The sequence below is a fragment of the Azospirillum sp. UFLA03-27 genome, from assembly GCF_059803775.1.
This window is the reverse complement of sequence record NZ_JAUQTX010000141.1, coordinates 1-17515: the sequence shown is the minus strand read 5'-3', so window position 1 is coordinate 17515 and position 17515 is coordinate 1. Positions and strand designations below refer to the sequence as shown.

General features: G+C 67.1%; 17 protein-coding genes. 5 read left to right on the top strand and 12 right to left on the bottom strand.

The window, feature by feature from the left end:
* Nucleotides 1-20 precede the first annotated feature (20 nt).
* The 3 genes from Q4I23_RS20095 to Q4I23_RS20085 all read right to left on the bottom strand — a co-directional run bounded on the left by Q4I23_RS20095 (nucleotide 21) and on the right by Q4I23_RS20085 (nucleotide 2461).
* Entirely contained in the window at nucleotides 21-356 is a 336-nt protein-coding gene (locus Q4I23_RS20095) for an anti-sigma factor family protein (RefSeq protein WP_498527364.1), read from the bottom strand.
* Nucleotides 356-937 carry a sigma-70 family RNA polymerase sigma factor gene (locus tag Q4I23_RS20090; protein ID WP_498527363.1) on the bottom strand — a complete coding sequence of 194 codons (582 nt, stop codon included), beginning with the start codon at nucleotides 935-937 and terminating at the stop codon, nucleotides 356-358. Before Q4I23_RS20090 ends, Q4I23_RS20095 begins: the two co-directional genes overlap by 1 nt.
* A 78-nt stretch (nucleotides 938-1015) precedes the next feature.
* On the bottom strand, nucleotides 1016-2461 hold the full coding sequence (locus Q4I23_RS20085; RefSeq protein WP_454018716.1) for an NADP-dependent isocitrate dehydrogenase: 1446 nt from the start codon (nucleotides 2459-2461) through the stop codon (nucleotides 1016-1018).
* A gap of 250 nt (nucleotides 2462-2711) precedes the next feature.
* Here Q4I23_RS20085 and Q4I23_RS20080 point away from each other — a divergent pair, with 250 nt between their 5' ends.
* Complete coding sequence (locus Q4I23_RS20080) at nucleotides 2712-3191, top strand: phosphate-starvation-inducible PsiE family protein (protein WP_237903215.1); 480 nt, start codon at nucleotides 2712-2714, stop codon at nucleotides 3189-3191.
* Nucleotides 3192-3205: 14 nt separating this feature from the next.
* Here the strand turns inward: Q4I23_RS20080 and hmuQ are convergent, their stop codons facing one another.
* The 4 genes from hmuQ to Q4I23_RS20060 form a co-directional block, all read right to left on the bottom strand.
* Nucleotides 3206-3526 carry a heme-degrading protein HmuQ gene (gene hmuQ / locus Q4I23_RS20075; RefSeq protein WP_498527362.1) on the bottom strand — a complete coding sequence of 107 codons (321 nt, stop codon included), beginning with the start codon at nucleotides 3524-3526 and terminating at the stop codon, nucleotides 3206-3208.
* Between the two features lie 84 nt (nucleotides 3527-3610).
* A complete protein-coding gene (locus tag Q4I23_RS20070) occupies nucleotides 3611-4426 on the bottom strand; it encodes a hypothetical protein (protein ID WP_498527361.1) in 816 nt (271 codons plus the stop codon).
* A gap of 22 nt (nucleotides 4427-4448) precedes the next feature.
* Entirely contained in the window at nucleotides 4449-6140 is a 1692-nt protein-coding gene (locus Q4I23_RS20065) for a methyl-accepting chemotaxis protein (RefSeq protein WP_498527360.1), read from the bottom strand.
* Nucleotides 6141-6622: 482 nt separating this feature from the next.
* Nucleotides 6623-7816 (bottom strand): vWA domain-containing protein, encoded by a 1194-nt coding sequence (locus tag Q4I23_RS20060; protein ID WP_498527359.1) that lies wholly within the window; start codon nucleotides 7814-7816, stop codon nucleotides 6623-6625.
* A gap of 67 nt (nucleotides 7817-7883) precedes the next feature.
* Here Q4I23_RS20060 and Q4I23_RS20055 point away from each other — a divergent pair, with 67 nt between their 5' ends.
* Nucleotides 7884-8435, top strand: coding sequence for an HD domain-containing protein (locus Q4I23_RS20055; RefSeq protein ID WP_498527358.1), 552 nt, complete (start codon nucleotides 7884-7886; stop codon nucleotides 8433-8435).
* 105 nt (nucleotides 8436-8540) lie between these two features.
* The gene (ccoG, locus tag Q4I23_RS20050) at nucleotides 8541-10007 is read left to right on the top strand and encodes a cytochrome c oxidase accessory protein CcoG (RefSeq protein WP_498527357.1); all 1467 of its coding nucleotides are present in this window, start codon (nucleotides 8541-8543) and stop codon (nucleotides 10005-10007) included.
* 51 nt (nucleotides 10008-10058) lie between these two features.
* Here the strand turns inward: ccoG and Q4I23_RS20045 are convergent, their stop codons facing one another.
* From Q4I23_RS20045 to Q4I23_RS20030, 4 genes are all read right to left on the bottom strand, one after another.
* Nucleotides 10059-10559 carry a DUF6803 family protein gene (locus Q4I23_RS20045; RefSeq protein ID WP_498527356.1) on the bottom strand — a complete coding sequence of 167 codons (501 nt, stop codon included), beginning with the start codon at nucleotides 10557-10559 and terminating at the stop codon, nucleotides 10059-10061.
* Nucleotides 10560-10682: 123 nt separating this feature from the next.
* Nucleotides 10683-11030: a hypothetical protein gene (locus tag Q4I23_RS20040; RefSeq protein WP_498527355.1), complete on the bottom strand. Its 348-nt coding sequence runs from the start codon at nucleotides 11028-11030 to the stop codon at nucleotides 10683-10685.
* A gap of 99 nt (nucleotides 11031-11129) precedes the next feature.
* A complete protein-coding gene (locus Q4I23_RS20035; RefSeq protein WP_498527354.1) occupies nucleotides 11130-12095 on the bottom strand; it encodes a pyridoxal-phosphate dependent enzyme in 966 nt (321 codons plus the stop codon).
* 355 nt (nucleotides 12096-12450) lie between these two features.
* The gene (locus Q4I23_RS20030) at nucleotides 12451-13296 is read right to left on the bottom strand and encodes an AAA family ATPase (protein ID WP_200776143.1); all 846 of its coding nucleotides are present in this window, start codon (nucleotides 13294-13296) and stop codon (nucleotides 12451-12453) included.
* Between the two features lie 116 nt (nucleotides 13297-13412).
* Here Q4I23_RS20030 and Q4I23_RS20025 point away from each other — a divergent pair, with 116 nt between their 5' ends.
* Complete coding sequence (locus Q4I23_RS20025) at nucleotides 13413-13814, top strand: Mpo1-like protein (RefSeq protein ID WP_498527353.1); 402 nt, start codon at nucleotides 13413-13415, stop codon at nucleotides 13812-13814.
* On the opposite strand, the gene alaS is transcribed toward Q4I23_RS20025, so the two are convergent.
* Nucleotides 13811-16480, bottom strand: a complete 2670-nt coding sequence (gene alaS / locus Q4I23_RS20020; RefSeq protein WP_498527352.1) for an alanine--tRNA ligase — start codon at nucleotides 16478-16480, stop codon at nucleotides 13811-13813. The genes Q4I23_RS20025 and alaS overlap by 4 nt on opposite strands.
* Nucleotides 16481-17140: 660 nt before the next feature.
* On the opposite strand from alaS, the gene Q4I23_RS20015 reads away from it, so the two are divergent.
* Nucleotides 17141-17470, top strand: coding sequence for a hypothetical protein (locus Q4I23_RS20015; protein ID WP_498527351.1), 330 nt, complete (start codon nucleotides 17141-17143; stop codon nucleotides 17468-17470).
* Nucleotides 17471-17515: the final 45 nt, after the last annotated feature.

The following is a 17515-nucleotide window of genomic DNA, read 5'->3' as shown; positions in this document are numbered from 1 at the left end:
GCGTATAATCGTCGGCAGCGTCAGATGTGTATAAGAGACAGGCCCCCCGCCCCACCGGCGACGAACACCAGCAGGACCGCCGCGGCGGCCAGCGCCGGAAGCCAGCGGCGCACCGCCGGCCGGCCGGCGCGGCCGTAGGGCGGCACCAGGGCCGCCGGCAACGGCCGGTCGATCAACGGGCCGAAGGTTCCCTGGAGCATCGCCCGCTGGGCGCGGTAGCGCTCGAAGCGGCGGGCCAGATCGGGGTTGCCCGCCAGATGGCGCTCGACCTCGCCGCGCCGCTCCTCCGGCAATTCGCCGTCCATCCAGGCGTGCAGCTCGGCCTCGGTCACCGGGGCGTCCGGTTCGGTGTCCATCACTTGATCCTCCTCACCGCCTGCTCTGTCCCGCCGTCCAGCAGGACGCGCAGCCGTTCCCGGGCGCGGGCCAGCCGCGACATGACGGTTCCCACCGGAACCCCCAGCACCTCCGCCGCCTCGCGGTAGGACAGCCCCTCCAGCCCGGTCAGCAGCAGCACGGCCCGGTGCTCCTCCGACAGCTGGTTGAAGGCCCGCACGAAATCCCGCACCTCCGCCCGATCGGCCGGGGCGGCGCTGAGCGCCAGATCGTTGGCGAGGTCCTCCACCGGCACCTCCGGCCCGCGGCGGCGGCGCCAGCGCAGGCCGGAGACATGCAGGTTGTGCAGGATCGACAGCAGCCAGCCGCCAAGCCGGGTGACGTCCCGCAGCGTGTGCCGGTTGGCCAGCGCCTTCTCGATGCAGTCCTGCACGAGGTCGTCGGCGTCGGACAGGTTGCCGGCCAGCGCGGCGGCGTAGCGGCGCAGCCGCGGCACCTGCGCGGCGATGGCCCGCTCGTCCACCGGGCCATTGGCAGAGGGGCCATTGGCTGGCGGGCCGTTCACTGGAGAAGGGTCGGGAGGCGGCTTTGGCAGAGGCATGCGGCGGCGCTCCCCTTGGAAAGATGTCCTGCCCGTCTGGACGCCCGGCCGCGGCGGATTATTCCACCGCTTCGCGCGTCACGTGGCCGAGAAGCCGGACTTGCCGTCGAAGTTGCACAGGTTCTCGGTCTGGGTGAAATCCAGACCGGCGCGGGCCAGACCCGACAGCAGCTCGACGATGTCGGGGTGGCCGACCGCCACGCCCTCCGGCGCCAGGAAGCGGCAGCGCCAGTGGTCGGTGCAGAAGACGCCGATGTTGCTCTCCGGCCAGACCTTCTGCGAGCGGTTGGAGATGCTGGACAGCCGAAGCGCCGGTGTGCCCACCGGCAGCACCAGCCCGGCCAGCTCGTCCGGGTTGCCGCCCGGCCAGTGCAGGAACACGTCCACCCCCACCAGCTCCTTCACCGCCTTGCGGCGGGGAGACAGCCGCACCCCGGACTCATAGGCGGGCCGCGCGGTGACGGCATAGCCGACGGTGGGCAGAGTCACCGGCATCTGGCCCAGCCGCTCCACCACCGCGTCGGCGAAGGCGTGGGTGCCGACGCGCTGGCGGCTGACCCCGCGGTTGAAGATGTCCACGGTGTGGACGCCGTCCTCGATGGTCTTGAGCCAGGCGTTGTGGATCCGCGCCGCCACGTCGCCCTGCCCGATGTGGACCAGCATCATCACCGCGGCCATCAGCAGCCCCGACGGGTTGGCGATCCCCTGACCCGCAATCATCGGAGCCGAGCCGTGGATCGCCTCGAACATGGCGCAGGCGTCGCCGATGTTGGCGGAGCCGGCCAGCCCGACCGAGCCGGTGATCTGGGCGGCGATGTCGGACACGATGTCGCCGTACAGGTTCAGCGTCACGATCACGTCGAAGCGCTCCGGCTGGTCGGCCAGACGGGCAGCGCCGATGTCGACGATCAGGTGGTCGGCCTTGATCTCCGGAAATTCGGCGGCGATCTCGTTGAAGATCTTCAGGAACAGCCCGTCCGTCATTTTCATGACGTTGTCCTTGACGAAGGCCGTCACCTTGCGCCGGTGGTTGGCGCGGGCGTAGTCGAAGGCGTAGCGCACGATGCGCTCCGACCCCGGCCGGGAGATCAGCTTGACCGACTGGATCACCTCGTCGGTCTGGCGATGCTCGATCCCGGCGTAGAGGTCCTCCTCGTTCTCGCGGATGATGACCACGTCCATGCGCGGGTGCCGCGTGCGGACATAGGGATGGTGCGACACGCAGGGCCGCACGTTGGCGAACAGCCCCAGCGTGGTGCGCGCGGTGACGTTCAGCGACTTGTTGCCATAGCCCTGGGGCGTGGTGATCGGCCCCTTCAGGAAGACGCGGGTGCGGCGGATCGACCCCCAGCCGGCGGCGTCCAGCCCACCCAGATGGCCGCGGCGGTAAACCTGCTCGCCCGCCGGCACCTCCTCCACCTTCAGGCGGGCGCCGGCGGCCTCCATCACGTGAAGCACCGCGTCGGTGATCTCCGGACCGATGCCGTCGCCGCGGGCGACCGTGATGGGGGTGGTTTCGCGCATCCATTCACTCCTGGGGGAACCCTCGAAGGAACGAAGCCGGAGGGACCGCGGCGACCCTAGACGAAATCAGGCCCGGAGTTCAATGGCCGGTGCTTTTTTCCACCTGCAAAGCCGGGACCATTGATGCGGCGACTTGACGCTGATCTGCAATGCTTGCGTTTTCCCCATGGCGGCAATGGCAAAACGGCGGGGGCGTCCGCCGGGTTGGGCTTCTATCTTCCCGCACCCTTCGACCTTGCGACAAGCCACGATGCTGCAATCGCTCCCCCGCACCTCCCCCAACTCGCTTCTCGAACAGGGCCTGATCCGCGCCCTGAAGTCCTTCAACGGGCTGCTGCACGTCGTTCTGGCGATCGCCCTGGTCGCGGCGAGTGCCATGGTGGTCTGGGAATTCTTCGTGGAGGCCTGGGCGGCCTTCCAGAAGGACCAGCTGGCGCTCGGCTTCCTGCACGCGCTCGGCGTGCTGTTCATCGTCTGGACGCTGTCCGCGCTGATCTCCGCGGAGGTTGACTATGTGCGTACCAACCGCTTCCACCTGCGGGTCTTCCTGGAGGTGGCGATGATCACGCTGCTGCGTCAACTGATCGTGCGCCCGGTTCAGGCGGTGGCGGGCGACGTGCAGACCGGCGACTGGTCCAGCCTGTGGCAGTACGGCCTTCTGCTCGCCGGCCTCATTACAGTCGCCATCGCCCACCGCCTGATCGGCGACGAGGACGCCTTGAAAGGCTGAGCGCATCCGGCGGCTCAGCCTTTGCGCCCCACGGTCTGGATCACCTCGAAGCCCTCGAACTGCGGCGGGCCGAGATACAGCGGCTTGCGGTCGCCCGCCCCGCGATGGGCGGCGCGGAACTCCTCCGAGCGGGTCCAGGCCTGGAAATGCGCCTCCGACTCCCAGACGGTGTGGGAGGAGTAGAGGCGGTGGTCCTCGTAGCGCGGGCCGCGCAGCATGTGGAACTCCACGAAGCCCGGGACCGTGTTCAGATGGACCTCGCGGTTCAGCCAGACCTCCTCGAAGTCCCGCTCCGAGTCCGGACGCACGCGGAAACGGTTCATGGCGATGTACATGGCGGAGCCTCCCGATACCGTCCCTTAGAAAGCTGAACCTTCAAAGTGACGGCGGAGGCCCGCCCCGTCAACCGCCCCCGGCCGTCAGATCTCGCCCTTGGCGAGCGCGCTGTGCAGGCGTCCGATGGTGTCGGCCAGGTTGGCGCCCAGATCCTTGGCCACCTTGTCCCAGGGCATGGCGGTCCAAGCGCCCTGATCCGCGCACTTCTTGCAGGCGCTCCGGGTTCCCGATCCGATGTTCACTTCCTTGGGTGAGCGGACGGCCACGTATTCCTTGTATGCCTCTTCCGCAGGCTCCGCCTTCGACAGCTTGCCTTTCAGGATCTTGTCGTACAGCTCGACATTTTCGAGCGACATTTCCTGCTTGGCGATCTTGTTCAGAAGCTTGAACCAGTATGGTGACTTGAAGTAGCCGTCGATGGTCTTCGGCAGGCCGTCGAACCGCTCCAGATCCGTCACGACGCTGCCGGCGATCTTGTTCAACGACGCCACCATGTCGGCGCAGGCCTCGGCGTAAACCGCGTCGCCGTCCTGCTTGGCCGCCTTGCCCGCTGCGTCGAGCGTGGGGATGTAGCTGCTTGCCGCGGATTGGAAGGCACGGGCGTGCTTTTGCGCATCCTGCACGGTCGTGGCGGCGTCGTAGCTCTTCAGCGCACCTTCCAGGCCGGTCGAGCTGATCTTGCTGAACAGCTTGCCGAAACGGCTCTTGGGATCGGGCTTCTTCTTGCCCGTCGTCTTCTCGAAGCGGTCCTTCGCCTTCTTCCAGGACGCCAGATAGGATTTCGCCACGGTCAACCCTCCATTCGAACACGAATTGACCGTGACGATAAAAACGGGATTTCGGTCCGGCAAACGCCGTTCGGTCCGTTCAGGAGGTAATGGATTGGGGGCGTGCGCCATCGCACGCCCCTGCCCCGCCCCCTTACGCGGCGCGGATGCCGGCCAGGAAGCGCTCCACCTCCGTGCGTAGGCTCTCCGACTGGCGGGACAGCTCCCCGGCGGCGCCCAAAACCTGGGTGGCGGCGGAGCCGGTCTGGGTGGCGCCGTCGCTGACCTCGGTGATGTTGGTCGTCACCAGATGGGTGCCCTGCGCGGCCTGCTGCACGTTGCGGGCGATCTCGCCGGTCGCCGACCCCTGCTCCTCGACCGCCGAGGCGATGATCGTGGCGATCTCGCTGATGGTGCCGATGGTGTCGCCGATCCCGTTGATGGCCGCCGCCGCCCCGCCGGTGGCTTCCTGCATGGAGGCGATCTGGGAGGCGATCTCGTCGGTCGCCTTGGCGGTCTGGTTGGCGAGGTTCTTCACCTCCGACGCCACGACGGCGAAGCCCTTGCCCGCCTCCCCGGCCCGCGCCGCCTCGATCGTCGCGTTGAGGGCCAGCAGGTTGGTCTGGCTGGCGATGTCGGTGATCAGCTTCACCACGTCGCCGATCCGCTGCGCCTGCGCGACGAGGCCTTGGACGCGCTCGTTGGTCTGCTGCGCCTCGCCCACCGCGTGGCCGGCGATGCTGGTGGAGCGCGTCACCTGACCGCTGATCTCGTTGATCGACGCGCTCAGTTCGTTGGTCGCTGCGGCGACGGTCTGCACATTGACCGACGCCTGTTCGGCCGCCGCCGCCGTGCTGGCCGCCTGCCCCTTGGTCTGGTCAGCGGTCGTCAGCATGCTCTGCGCCGTGGCCTCCAGTTCGGTGGCGGCGGAGGCGACGGTGCGCAGGATGCCGGAGACGTTCCGGTCGAAGGACTGGACCAGTTCCTCGACGGCGTGGGTGCGCCGCTCCTTGGCCCGACGCTCCGCCTCCTCGGCGACCCGCATGCGCTCGCGGTCCACGGCATTGTCCTTGAAGACCGCCACGGCCTTGGCCATGCCGCCGATCTCGTCGCCACGGCCGAGGCCCGGCACCGTCACCGACGTGTCGCCGGTCGCCAGACGGGCCATCACGTCGGTGATCCCGGCGATCGGGCGGGAGATGCCGACGCGCGCGACCAGGACGCTCAACGCCAGCGCGCCGACGACGCCGCCGATGCCGACGACCAGCATCAGCGTCGTCATCAGGCTGTTCAGAGCGCTCAACTCTTCATTGGCTTTGTCAATGCCCTGCATGTTGCGTTCGGAGGCCTTCTCCATGAACTGGCCCAGCTTGCTGCGGATCGCGCGACCCTCGGTGGTATCGCCATGTTCGCGCGCCTTATCCGGACTGGCCTCCATCCCAAGGCGGGCAACCTCGTTGCGGTGCAGGACGAACGCACGCGCCATCTGCTGGGCCTCACCGAACGCAGCCTTGCTTTGCGGCGGCAGCAGAGCCTCCAGCTTTCCCATGAGCTTTTCCAGCTCGCCGGTGGCGCCGATGATGTTCTTGGCGTAGGGCGTGGCGTCGGCCGTTCCATCCGCGGCGTAGATGCCGCGGCTGTCCATGACGACCTTGTAAATCAGGCTGTTGATCTGCTCGTTGATCAGCGCCCGCCGGGACCAGTTCTGAATCTGGTCGAACTTGTCGTCGTAGGTCTGCATTCCAATGGAGCCAACGCCACCGATGATTGCGGCAACAACTCCCAGAATCGCGACAACACTGTATATTTTGCCGCTGATGCTGATGCGCGCAAGAACCCCCTCCATTTCCCCTCACCCTCATCGACTGCATGCTGTGAACAAGAGCCCGCATGCTCCGTAATGCACTCGTATGCGTTCAAGGAAGAACGATTCTCAATAAATGTTTGACGCTCAATGTTGCAGAGAAGCCGCAAAAATGACGATCAATGTTTAAAACAAACGAAAACCTAGCCAGAGTTTAATCGTATAGAGATACAGAGCTGAGGATTGTTCAGATACTTAACTTTGCGACTCGTGCATTTTCCTTTCGAGAATGCTCAGAAATTCGATCAATTACTGGGACATCGCGACATGAATACGCGCGTTGCAGAGTATTTTTTCAGCCATAGATTGAGATTCAGCCACGGACGGTCCGCTGCCACGCCTTTCGGCGTTCTGCTCGACGCGGCCATCATAGGCGTGCCCCATCGCGCCAACTGACGCCACACCGCGCCATCCGTTTCCGCACGAACCAATCGACCGTCGAAGGCGGCAGCCGGACAGCGTCGTTACCGCACCAGTTCCCGCATCGCGGCGTCCAGTCCCTGCAAGGTCAGCGGGTACATGCGCCCGTTCAGCAGCCGCTGCAGCATGCGGGTGCTTTCCGTGTAGCCCCAGCGCGATTCCGGCGTGGGGTTGAGCCAGACGGCGCGGCTGTAGACCGACAGCATCCGCTGCAGCCAGACCTGCCCCGGCTCCTCGTTCCAATGCTCGACGCTGCCGCCGGCATAGGCGATCTCATAGGGGCTCATCGCCGCGTCGCCGACGAAGACCAGCTTGTAGTCGGCGGGATAGGTGTGCAGCACGTCCCAGGTCGGGGTGCGCTCGTCATGACGGCGCTTGTTGTCGCGCCACACGCTCTCATAGACGCAGTTGTGGAAGTAGAAGTGCTCCAGATGCTTGAACTCGCCCCGCGCGGCGGAGAACAGCTCCTCGACCAGCCGGATGTGGTCGTCCATCGAGCCGCCGATGTCGAGGAACAGCAGCACCTTCACCGTGTTGTGGCGCTCCGGCACCATCTTCAGGTCCAACCAGCCGGCGTTGCTGGCGGTGGCGCGGATGGTGCCGGGCAGGTCCAGTTCGCTGGCCGCCCCGGTGCGGGCGAACTTGCGCAGGCGGCGCAACGCCACCTTGATGTTGCGGGTGCCGATCTCGACCTGATCGTCCAGATTCCGGAACTCCCGCTTGTCCCACACCTTCACGGCGCGGCGGTGGCGGGATTCGTGCTGGCCGATGCGCACGCCCTCCGGGTTGTAGCCGTAGGCGCCAAAGGGCGAGGTTCCGGCGGTTCCGATCCATTTGGAGCCACCCTGGTGCCGCCCCTTCTGTTCGGCCAGCCGCTCCGCCAGCGTCTCCATGAGTTTCTGCCAGCCGCCCAGGGCTTGTATCTGCGCCTTCTCCTCCTCGGTCAGGAAGCGTTCGGCGAGCTTGCGCAGCCATTCCTCAGGCAGGTCGACCACGGGAATTTCGTCGCCCCCGGCGCCCTCCGTCCCTTCCAGCCCCTTGAAGACCTGTCCGAACACCCGATCGAAGCGGTCGAGATTGCGCTCGTCCTTCACCAGACAGGCCCGGCTGAGGTAATAGAAGTCTTCGACGCGGAAGTCGGCGACGCCGCGCTTCATGGCCTCCATGAGCGTCAGGTACTCGTTCAGCGAGACCGGCACGCCCGCCTTGCGCAGTTCGAAGAAGAAACCCGTGAACATGCCGCCTCCCCCCGTGGGGTTTCGTCCTCATCCGCCCTCATCGTAGCGCCGACCCGCCAGGAACGCCATGACAGCCCTTCTCGACTTCGCCCGCGCGCTGGAGTTCGCCGCGCACAAGCACATCGACCAGCGCCGCAAGGGCGTGCGCGCCGAGCCCTACCTCAACCACCTGTCGGAGGTGGCGTTCCTGTGCGCCGAGGCGACGGCGGGCAACGACCCGGTGGTGGTCATCGCCGCGTTGCTGCACGACACGCTGGAGGACACCGACGCCTCCTACGAGGAGATCGAGCAGCATTTCGGGGCGGAGGTCGCCGGCGTCGTCGCCGAGACCACCGACGACAAGCGGCTGCGCAAGGCGGAGCGCAAGCAGCGGCAGATCGACGCCGCCCCCACCGCCTCCTCCCGCGCCAAGCTGGTGAAGCTGGCCGACAAGGTGTCCAACCTGCGCTCGATGGCGCACAGCCCGCCCGCCGACTGGCCGCTGGAACGGAAGATCGAGTATTTCGAATGGGCGCACACGGTCGTCGCCGGCCTGCGCGGCACCGACGCCCGGCTGGAATCGCTGTTCGACCGCGCCTATGAGGACGGGCTTGCCGAACTGCGCGGCGACACGGTCTGAGCCTTATCCGCCCGGCTGGTTGATCTGCCGCAGTGTGACTACATCACGGAAGCCTTATAAAAGAGGGACTAGGTTGACCGCCGCGTCAAAGCAAGGTCGCACACCATGTCCCTCCACTCTCATGCCCCCACCGCCCACGACGCCGACCAGCCGCGCGAGCGCTGGTTCGTGCATCGCCCCAAGGTCTACGCCGCCGATGTCCATGGCCGCTTCCGCCGCCTGAAATGGCTGGCGCTGGCGGTCCTGCTCGGCGTCTATTACGTCACGCCCTGGCTGCGCTGGGATCGCGGGCCGGGCATTCCCGATCAGGCGGTGCTGGTCGATATGGTGGGCCGGCGCGCCTACTTCTTCTGGATCGAGATCTGGCCGCAGGAGGTCTATTATCTGACCGGCCTTCTTATCATCGGCGCCTTCGGCATCTTCTTCGCCACCACCCTGCTCGGCCGCATCTGGTGCGGCTACGCCTGCCCGCAGACGGTCTGGACCGACCTGTTCATGTGGGTGGAGCGCAAGCTGGAAGGCCCGCGCACCGAGCGCATCCGGCTGGACAAGGCGCCGCTGTCGGCGCGCAAGCTGGGGCTGAAGGCGTCGAAGCACGCCATCTGGCTGGCGATCTCCCTGGTCACCGGCGGCGCCTGGATCTTCTACTTCAACGACGCCCCGACCCTGCTGCGCGAGATCGTGACCGGCGAGGTGTCGTGGAAGGTGCTGGCCTTCGCCGGGCTGTTCGCCGGCACCACCTATTTCTTCGCCGGCTGGGCGCGCGAGCAGATCTGCATCTACGTCTGCCCGTGGCGCAGCTTCCAGGCGGCGATGGTGGACGAGGACACCTACGTCGTCACCTACCAGGACTGGCGCGGCGAAGGGCGCGCGCCGCTGCGCAAGTCGCAGAGCTGGGACGAGCGGACGGCGGAGGGGTTGGGCGACTGCATCGATTGCAAGCTGTGCGTCCATGTCTGCCCGACCGGCACCGACATCCGCAAGGGCCAGCAGATCTCCTGCATCGGCTGCGGCCTGTGCGTGGACGCCTGCAACGACGTGATGGCCCAGGTCGGGCGCCCCGGCGATCTGATCCTGTTCGACAACCGATCCAACCAAGTCGCCAAGGCCGACGGTCAGGCGGCCCCCGTGCGGCTGCTGCGCCCGCGCACGGTGATTTACGCCCTCATCATCCTGGTGGTGGCCGGCGCCATGGCGATTTCCTTGGCGATGCGCCCGACACTGGACGTCAGCGTGCTGCGCGACCGTGCGCCGCTCTATGTGCAGCAGTCGAACGGCGACGTGCAGAACGCCTACACCATCAAGATCCTGAACAAGACCCACGAGGCGCGGACCTACCGCCTGTCGGTGGAGGGTTTGGCAAACGCCGACCTGTCGGTGGCCAGCGTGGACGCCCAGTCGGGAGGCTCGCTGACGCTGACCGCGGAGGCGGATTCGGTGGCGACCTACCGCATCTTCGTCCGCGTGCCGCGGGGCGCCGCGATGCCAGGGTCCACCGACGTGACGGTGCTGGCGCGTGACCTGACCAGCGGCGAGATCGGCCAGCACCGCAGCGTGTTCATGGCGCCCTGACCGAGAATGGTCCCCTCGCCCGCTCGGGGACGGGCGAGGGGATGCATCCGTTCAGTGCATCGTGTGCCCCCCGCCAGCCGCGGCGGCACCGGTGAGCAGCGTCGGGTCCAGCATCCCGAAGATCATGGCGATGTGCGCGACGATCAGGAACAGGCCGACCAAAGCCGCGTGGATCGCCATGCGGCCATGCTCGCCGCGGCCCCGGCCGATCAGTCCAAGGTCCAGGAGCGCGATGCCGCCGAGCGGGACGATGCCGGCAAGGTAGAAGCCCACCGCCAGCACGTCCGCCGGCCCGCGCCAGCCGCCGGACGCGGTCAGCGGAACCACCGCGTTCTGCATCAGATACACAAAGACGCCCGTAAAATAGACGCCGACGGTGATGCCGGCCCAGCGGTTCAGCCGCCGCACCGGGCCGTCATAGTCGCGGGTGTAGAGCAGGTACAGTTCGCTGATCGCCACCGTCTCGGCCAGGATGACGGGAACCGCCATGAAGATCAGCAGGTTCCAGGGCTGGTTGACGGCCAGCAGTTCCATGTAGTGGGTCATGGTCATGGGATGACTCGCGCGTGTTCGGCGGGCGCGCCGGTGCCTCGACAGACACAAGTCCGGAAACGGGTCCAGGCACGGGTCGTGGCGCGTCCGCAGGTCAGGGAAAAGGCGACGGAACGGCGGGAATCAGGCGCGCGGCGGTGGCAGCGGCGGCGCGTGGGCGGCGGCGGGCTCGGCGTCCGCGCCGGGAAGCAGGGTCGCGAGGCGATGGCCGAAGGGCACGCCGACCCGGGCCGGCAGGCCGGGCAGGTCACAGGCCCCGCTCAGGCAGAGGCACCCCGCGGTGCCATGGGCGTGGGTCTTTCCTGGAACGGGGCTGTCCGTCGGGTGGTGGATGTCGCAGTCCGCGGAATCCTGCACGGCAGTGGACTCGCAGTGCGGTGCCGGGAGGTCCGGCGTGCGCATGGGCACGGCACCGCCGAGAAGCCCGACGGCCAGAACCACGAGCGCGAGGAGGGACACCAGACGAGTCACGGGAACAGCCGGTCTTCTGCCTGCGTGGACACCGCCCTTGCGGCAGTGCGCCCGCAGGCCAATCCTGGGCCCGCGCCGGCCTGCGGTCATTGATGCCGATCAAGCGGCGGCGAGCGTCCGCACCAGCGTGTCGGAATCCACGTTGCGGCCGGACAGCACGGCGACGGTCCGCCCCTCCGCCGGCACCTTTCCGGCCAGCAGCGCCGCCACCGCGGCGGCCCCGGCACCCTCCGCCACCATGCCGAAGGAGCCGTGCAGGGTCCGCATCGCCGCCGCGACCTCCGCCTCCTCCACCTCGACCAGGGCGTCCACGAAGCCGGCCAGCAGAGCCTGCGGCAGCTTGCCCAGTGCGTCCACCGCGATCCCGTCGGCCAAGGTCGGCCCCCGCCGCCGCGCCAGCCGCACCCCGACCACGGTGACGGAGGGCTTCCACCCCTTCACCGCCGCCGCCATCCCGGCCAGCAAGCCACCACCACCCACCGGCACCACCAGCCTGTCGAGGTCCGGGCGGTCGGTCAGCACCTCCAGCCCCACCGTCCCCTGTCCCGCGATCACGTCCGGGTCGTCGTAGGGATGCACGAAGGTCAGACGCCGCTCCGCCGCCAGTTGCAGCGCGCGAGCCTTCGCCTCCCCCACGCTGGATCCGGACAGAACGACTTCGGCACCCAACGCCTCCGTCCGCTCCACCTTGCAGCGCGGCGCGGTGACTGGCATGACGATGGTCGCCGCCACCCCCAGCCGCTGGGCGTGCAGCGCCAGTCCGGCGGCGTGGTTGCCCGCCGACATGGCGACGACGCCCGCCGCGCGCTCCAGCGCCGTCAGACGCAGCAGGCGGTTCAGGGCGCCGCGCTCCTTGAAGGCGCCGGTCGCCTGGAAGGTCTCGGCCTTCAGCCAGACGTCACGCCCCAGCACCGGAGCGGGCAGCAGCGGCGTGCGGACGATCCGCCCATTCAAACGCTCGGCGGCGTCCTCGATGGCGGAGAGGGGAAGCCAGGGCGGCAAACGGTCTTCGGTGTCGCGGCGACAGGAAACGGAAGGCAGACGGGTGGCGTGCGCGGACGGCATCGCGGGAGTCCTCGGGCGGAGGGAACGAACGGGGGCGGAAAAGGAAGGCGCGAAACCCGGCCCGCGTCAGCGGACCGGGACGATAATTCGCGCGGAGCCCCGCATTCGCTCCGCCGGATGGCGCAACGCACGCGTAAAGCAACGGGTCAGGGGATCGTGATGGACCGGATTGCGGGTTCCGGAAGACCCAGGGCGCACGGACACGCCACACTCCACACCAGATTGCGAAAACGAACGCTCGCGGTCCGGCGCCCTCTGTCAGAGCGCCGGGGCGGTAATTCGCATTCGGTTCAGGTGCGGGGTCGATTGCATGGGTTCAGGCTGCCCCAGAAGGCCGGCCGCGGTCAAGCGCTTCCTAGCGCCCTTCCCGCTTGGCGAGAAAAGCCAGCCGTTCCAGCAGATGCACGTCCTGCTCGTTCTTCAGGAGCGCGCCGCACAGCGGCGGGATCAGGCTGCGGGCGTCCTTGGCGCGCAGGGTCTCGGGGTCCACGTCCTCGACCATCAGCAGCTTGATCCAGTCGAGCAGCTCCGAGGTGGAGGGCTTCTTCTTCAAGCCCGGCACTTCGCGCAGGCTGTAGAACAGCGACATCGCCTCGCGCAGCAGGTCCTGCTTCAGGCCGGGATAATGGACATCCACGATCCGCTCCATGGTGTCGCGGTCGGGGAAGCGGATGTAATGGAAGAAGCAGCGGCGCAGGAAGGCGTCCGGCAGCTCCTTCTCGTTGTTTGAGGTGATGATGACGAGGGGGCGCCGGGCCGCCTTGACCGTCTGCCGCGTCTCATAGACGTGGAACTCCATGCGATCGAGTTCGAGCAGCAGGTCGTTGGGAAACTCGATGTCGGCCTTGTCGATTTCGTCGATCAGCAGCACGGGGGGTTCCGGCGCATCGAACGCCTCCCACAGCTTGCCGCGCACGATGTAGTTGCCGATGTCGTGCACCCGCTCCTCGCCAAGCTGGCTGTCGCGCAGGCGGCTGACCGCGTCGTACTCGTAGAGCCCCTGCTGCGCCTTGGTGGTGGACTTGATGTGCCAGGCGAGCAGCGGCTTGTTCAGGGCGCGGGCGACCTCCTGGGCCAGCACGGTCTTGCCGGTTCCCGGCTCCCCCTTCACCAGCAGCGGGCGCTCAAGCGTGATGGCGGCGTTTACGGCCACCATCAGGTCGTCGGTGGCGACGTAGGAGTCGGTGCCGGTGAAGCGCATGCCTGTCGGTTCCACGGTATCGTTCGTTGACCCGCGCATCCTTCCAGCACGGCGGGCGTCATGCAAGACGGAACCGCCACGAGCCGCCCGGCGTTCCCTCGCGGAAGGAGTCCGCCATGGCGACCGATCCGAATTTCTGGCCCGAATATCTGGAACAGCACCGCGACCCGACGAACCGGGCACTGCACGTCGCTGGCACGCTGTCGGCGGCGGCCCTGCTTGGGGTAGGACTGGCCCGCCGCGACTGGCGGGCGCTCGTAGCGGCGCCGCTGATCGGCTACGGCGCGGCGTGGCTGGGCCATTTCCTGGTGGAGCGCAACCGGCCCAAGACGCTCGACGCGCCACTGGCCTCGCTGGCTGCGGACGTCCGCATGGCCGGGCTGGCGCTGACCGGGCAGCTGGCACGGGAATACCGGCGCTACGGCATTCCCGACCGTCCCGGCCTCGTGATCCGCCGACACCCGCCGAGCGCACCCACGTTGGAGCCGGTGCCCTCGGACGAGAAACGCAGTTATTAGGAGGCGGCCTTCGCCGCCAGCGCCTTCTCGATGGCCTCGACGGCGGCGGGCGCCAGCGCGGCGTCCGGGCCGCCGGCCTGGGCCATGTCCGGACGGCCGCCACCGCCCTTGCCGCCCAGAGCCTCCGCGCCAACGCGCACCAGATCGACGGCGCTGATCTTGGCGGTCAGGTCGTCGGTGACGCCGACGACGATGGACGCCTTGCCCTCATTGGAGGCGATCAGAACGACGACGCCGGAACCGACCTGCTTCTTCAGCTCATCGGCCATAGGCTTCAGGTCCTTGGCCGGCAGGCCCTCGACCACGCGGGCGGCGAACTTGATGCCCGCGATGTCCTTGGCCTCGTTGCCGCCCTCGGCCTTCGCACCACCCCCCATCGCCACCTGACGGCGGAGTTCGGCCAGCTCGCGCTCCATCTTCCTGCGCTCGTCGACCAGAGCGGCGAGGCGCGACGGGACGTCCTCCGGACGGACCTTCAGGACGGACGCGGCCTCGGTCAGCAAATGGTCGCGCTCCGACAGCCAAGCCTTGGCGCCGGTGCCGGTCAGCGCTTCGATGCGGCGCACGCCCGCAGCGACGGCGCCCTCGGCGACGATCGTGAACAGGCCGATGTCGCCGGTGCGGCGGACGTGGGTGCCGCCGCACAGCTCGATCGAGTAGTCGCGGTCCAGCTCGCCGTGCGGGCCGCCCATGGAGACGACGCGCACCTCGTCGCCGTACTTCTCGCCGAACAGGGCCATGGCGCCCGATGCGCGGGCCTCGTCCGGGGACATCAGGCGGGTGACGACCTCGCTGTTGCCGAGGATGCGGCGGTTCACCTCGTCCTCGACCGCGGCGATGTCAGCCGGAGTCAGGCCGGTCGGCTGGCTGATGTCGAAGCGCAGGCGCTCCTGGGCAACCAGCGAGCCCTTCTGGGTGACATGCTCGCCCAAGCGGCGGCGCAGCGCCTCGTGCAGCAGGTGGGTGGCCGAGTGGTTGGCGCGGATGGCCGAGCGGCGCTCCGTATCGACGCGCAACTCCACCACGTCGCCGACCTTCAGCGTGCCCTTGGTAACCGTGCCGACATGGGCCCAGACGGCGCCCAGCTTCTTCTGGGTGTCGGAGACGGCGACCTCGGTGCCCTCGGCGGAGAAGATCACGCCGGCATCGCCAACCTGACCGCCCGACTCGCCGTAGAAGGGCGTCTGGTTCACGATGACCAGCACCTCGTCCCCGGCGGCGGCCTGCTCGACGCGGGCGTCGCCCTTGACGATGGCCGTCACCTTGCCCTCGGCGACCTCGGTGTCGTAGCCGAAGAATTCCGTGACGCCCAGCTCGTCCTTCAGCTCGTACCACAGCTTCTCGGTCGTCGCTTCGCCCGAGCCGGCCCAGGACTCGCGGGCCTTGCGGCGCTGCTCGTCCATGGCGGCCTTGAAGCCGCTCTCATCGACCGGGCGGCCCTGGGTGCGCAGCACGTCCTGGGTCAGGTCGAGCGGGAAGCCGTAGGTGTCGTACAGCTTGAAGGCGACGTCGCCGGGCAGCGGCTGCCCGTCGCCCAGGCGACCGACCTCGTCCTCCAGCAGGCGCAGGCCGCGCTCCAAAGTCTGCTTGAAGCGGGTCTCCTCCAGCTTCAGCGTCTCGACAATCAGAGCGCGGGCGCGGTTCAGCTCCGGATAGGCGTCGCCCATCTGCTGGATCAGCGCCGGGACGAGGCGGTGCATCAGCGGCTCACGCGCGCCGATCATGTGGGCGTGGCGCATGGCGCGGCGCATGATGCGGCGCAGCACATAGCCGCGGCCCTCGTTCGACGGCAGCACGCCGTCGGCGATCAGGAAGCAGCAGGAGCGCAGATGGTCGGCGATGACGCGGTGCGAGACGGCGTGCGCGCCGTCCGGCGCGGTCTTCGTCGCCTCGGCGGAGGCCACGATCAGCGCCCGCATCAGGTCGATGTCGTAGTTGTCGTGCTTGCCCTGGAGCACGGCGGCCAGACGCTCCAGCCCCATGCCGGTGTCGATCGACGGCTTCGGCAGGGCGATCAGGTCGTCGGGACCGCGCTGTTCATACTGCATGAACACCAGGTTCCAGATCTCGATGAAGCGGTCCCCGTCCTGGTCGGGCGAGCCCGGAGGGCCGCCAGCAATGTGCGGGCCGTGGTCGAAGAAGATCTCCGAGCAGGGACCGCAGGGTCCGGTGTCGCCCATGCGCCAGAAATTGTCGTCGGTCGGGATGCGGATGATGCGGTCGTCCGACAGGCCGGCCACCTTGCGCCAGATCCCCGCCGCGTCCTCGTCGGAGCTGTGGACGGTGACCAGCAGCTTGTCCGCCGGCAGCCCGAACTCCTTCGTCACGAGGTTCCAGGCGAAGGCGATCGCGTCGTCCTTGAAGTAGTCTCCGAACGAGAAATTGCCCAGCATCTCGAAGAAGGTGTGGTGTCGCGCCGTGTAGCCGACATTGTCCAGGTCGTTGTGCTTGCCGCCCGCGCGCACGCATTTCTGCGAGGTGGTCGCGCGCGAATAGGGCCGCTGCTCCGCCCCGGTGAAGACGTTCTTGAACTGCACCATGCCGGCGTTCGTGAACATCAGCGTCGGGTCGTTGCGCGGAACCAGCGGCGACGACTCCACGATCTGGTGGCCGTTCTTCGCGAAAAAGTCCAGGAACGTGCGGCGGATGTCGTTGGCGGTCTTCATAAGCTGTCCAGGCTCCGGCTACGGTCGGCTACAGTCGGCGGCGCGGCCTTGTCGCGGCCGAACCGTGCTTTTAACGTGAGTTGGTGTGGCTGTCCACAGAGTGCCAGCGGCGCTGCGGACCGCGATGGCACAGGCCTCGCACTCCACCCCCGGCGGGCTTGGCCCAAGCGGCGCAGTCAACGGCTTCATCTTTGAATATCGTTTGATCGAAAGTCCTATTTGCGATGAAATTCTCATACCGCACCGCGAAATCATCAAAAACAGAAACTTAAGACTTCGAATCGGCCGAATTGTTCTTTAGTATTACATAATTTTTAAATTTCCACCACAAAACCGCGCTGCCTTTTATTTTCAAATCATTACCCATTGGACGTTCTTCCAAGGGTCAAGAGACGAACCAGCTCAATAGGCTCTTCATTTTTTCTCAAAACCCTCATTCACAACCCAGAGATTCTGCAACTGCGAAGCAGAAATCACAAAAACAGCGCAATGCTTCAAACGAAAGTGCCATTGTATCCCCATGACACATCAAGCGTATTAGAAAACATCACACGAATAAAAGCCGTCATAAACTGTCCCCCCTCCTTACTCGCCAATACGGCACGCAAACCCCTCAATTTACTTGCGGGAACGGCACCGCATACGGAAAGAGCAAACACGATGCTGAATGATCTTGGCTCCAAGCTGCGCAAATCCATCGATTCTCTGGCCTTCAAGAGCAGCGTCGCGGCAGCGGCCTGCATGACGGGGTTGTGCCTGACGGCGGGCTCGCCGGCATTGGCGGGATCGGTGACCCAACCGGGCGAAACCATCGGCCTCGCAGTCGGCGCACCGTTGCCGGAAGGCGTCTATTTCGTCGACACCTTCAACTGGGGTGTCCGCGAGGGCCAGAACGGCGCTCCCGACACCACGTTGGCGGTGAACATTCCGGTGCTGGCCGGGACTGTCAGGAATTCCGTGTACGGGCCGGTTGTGATCAGGCGAGCGTGAACCGGTCCTCGAAGAGGATGGCGAGCTGGGCGCGGGCCATGCCCC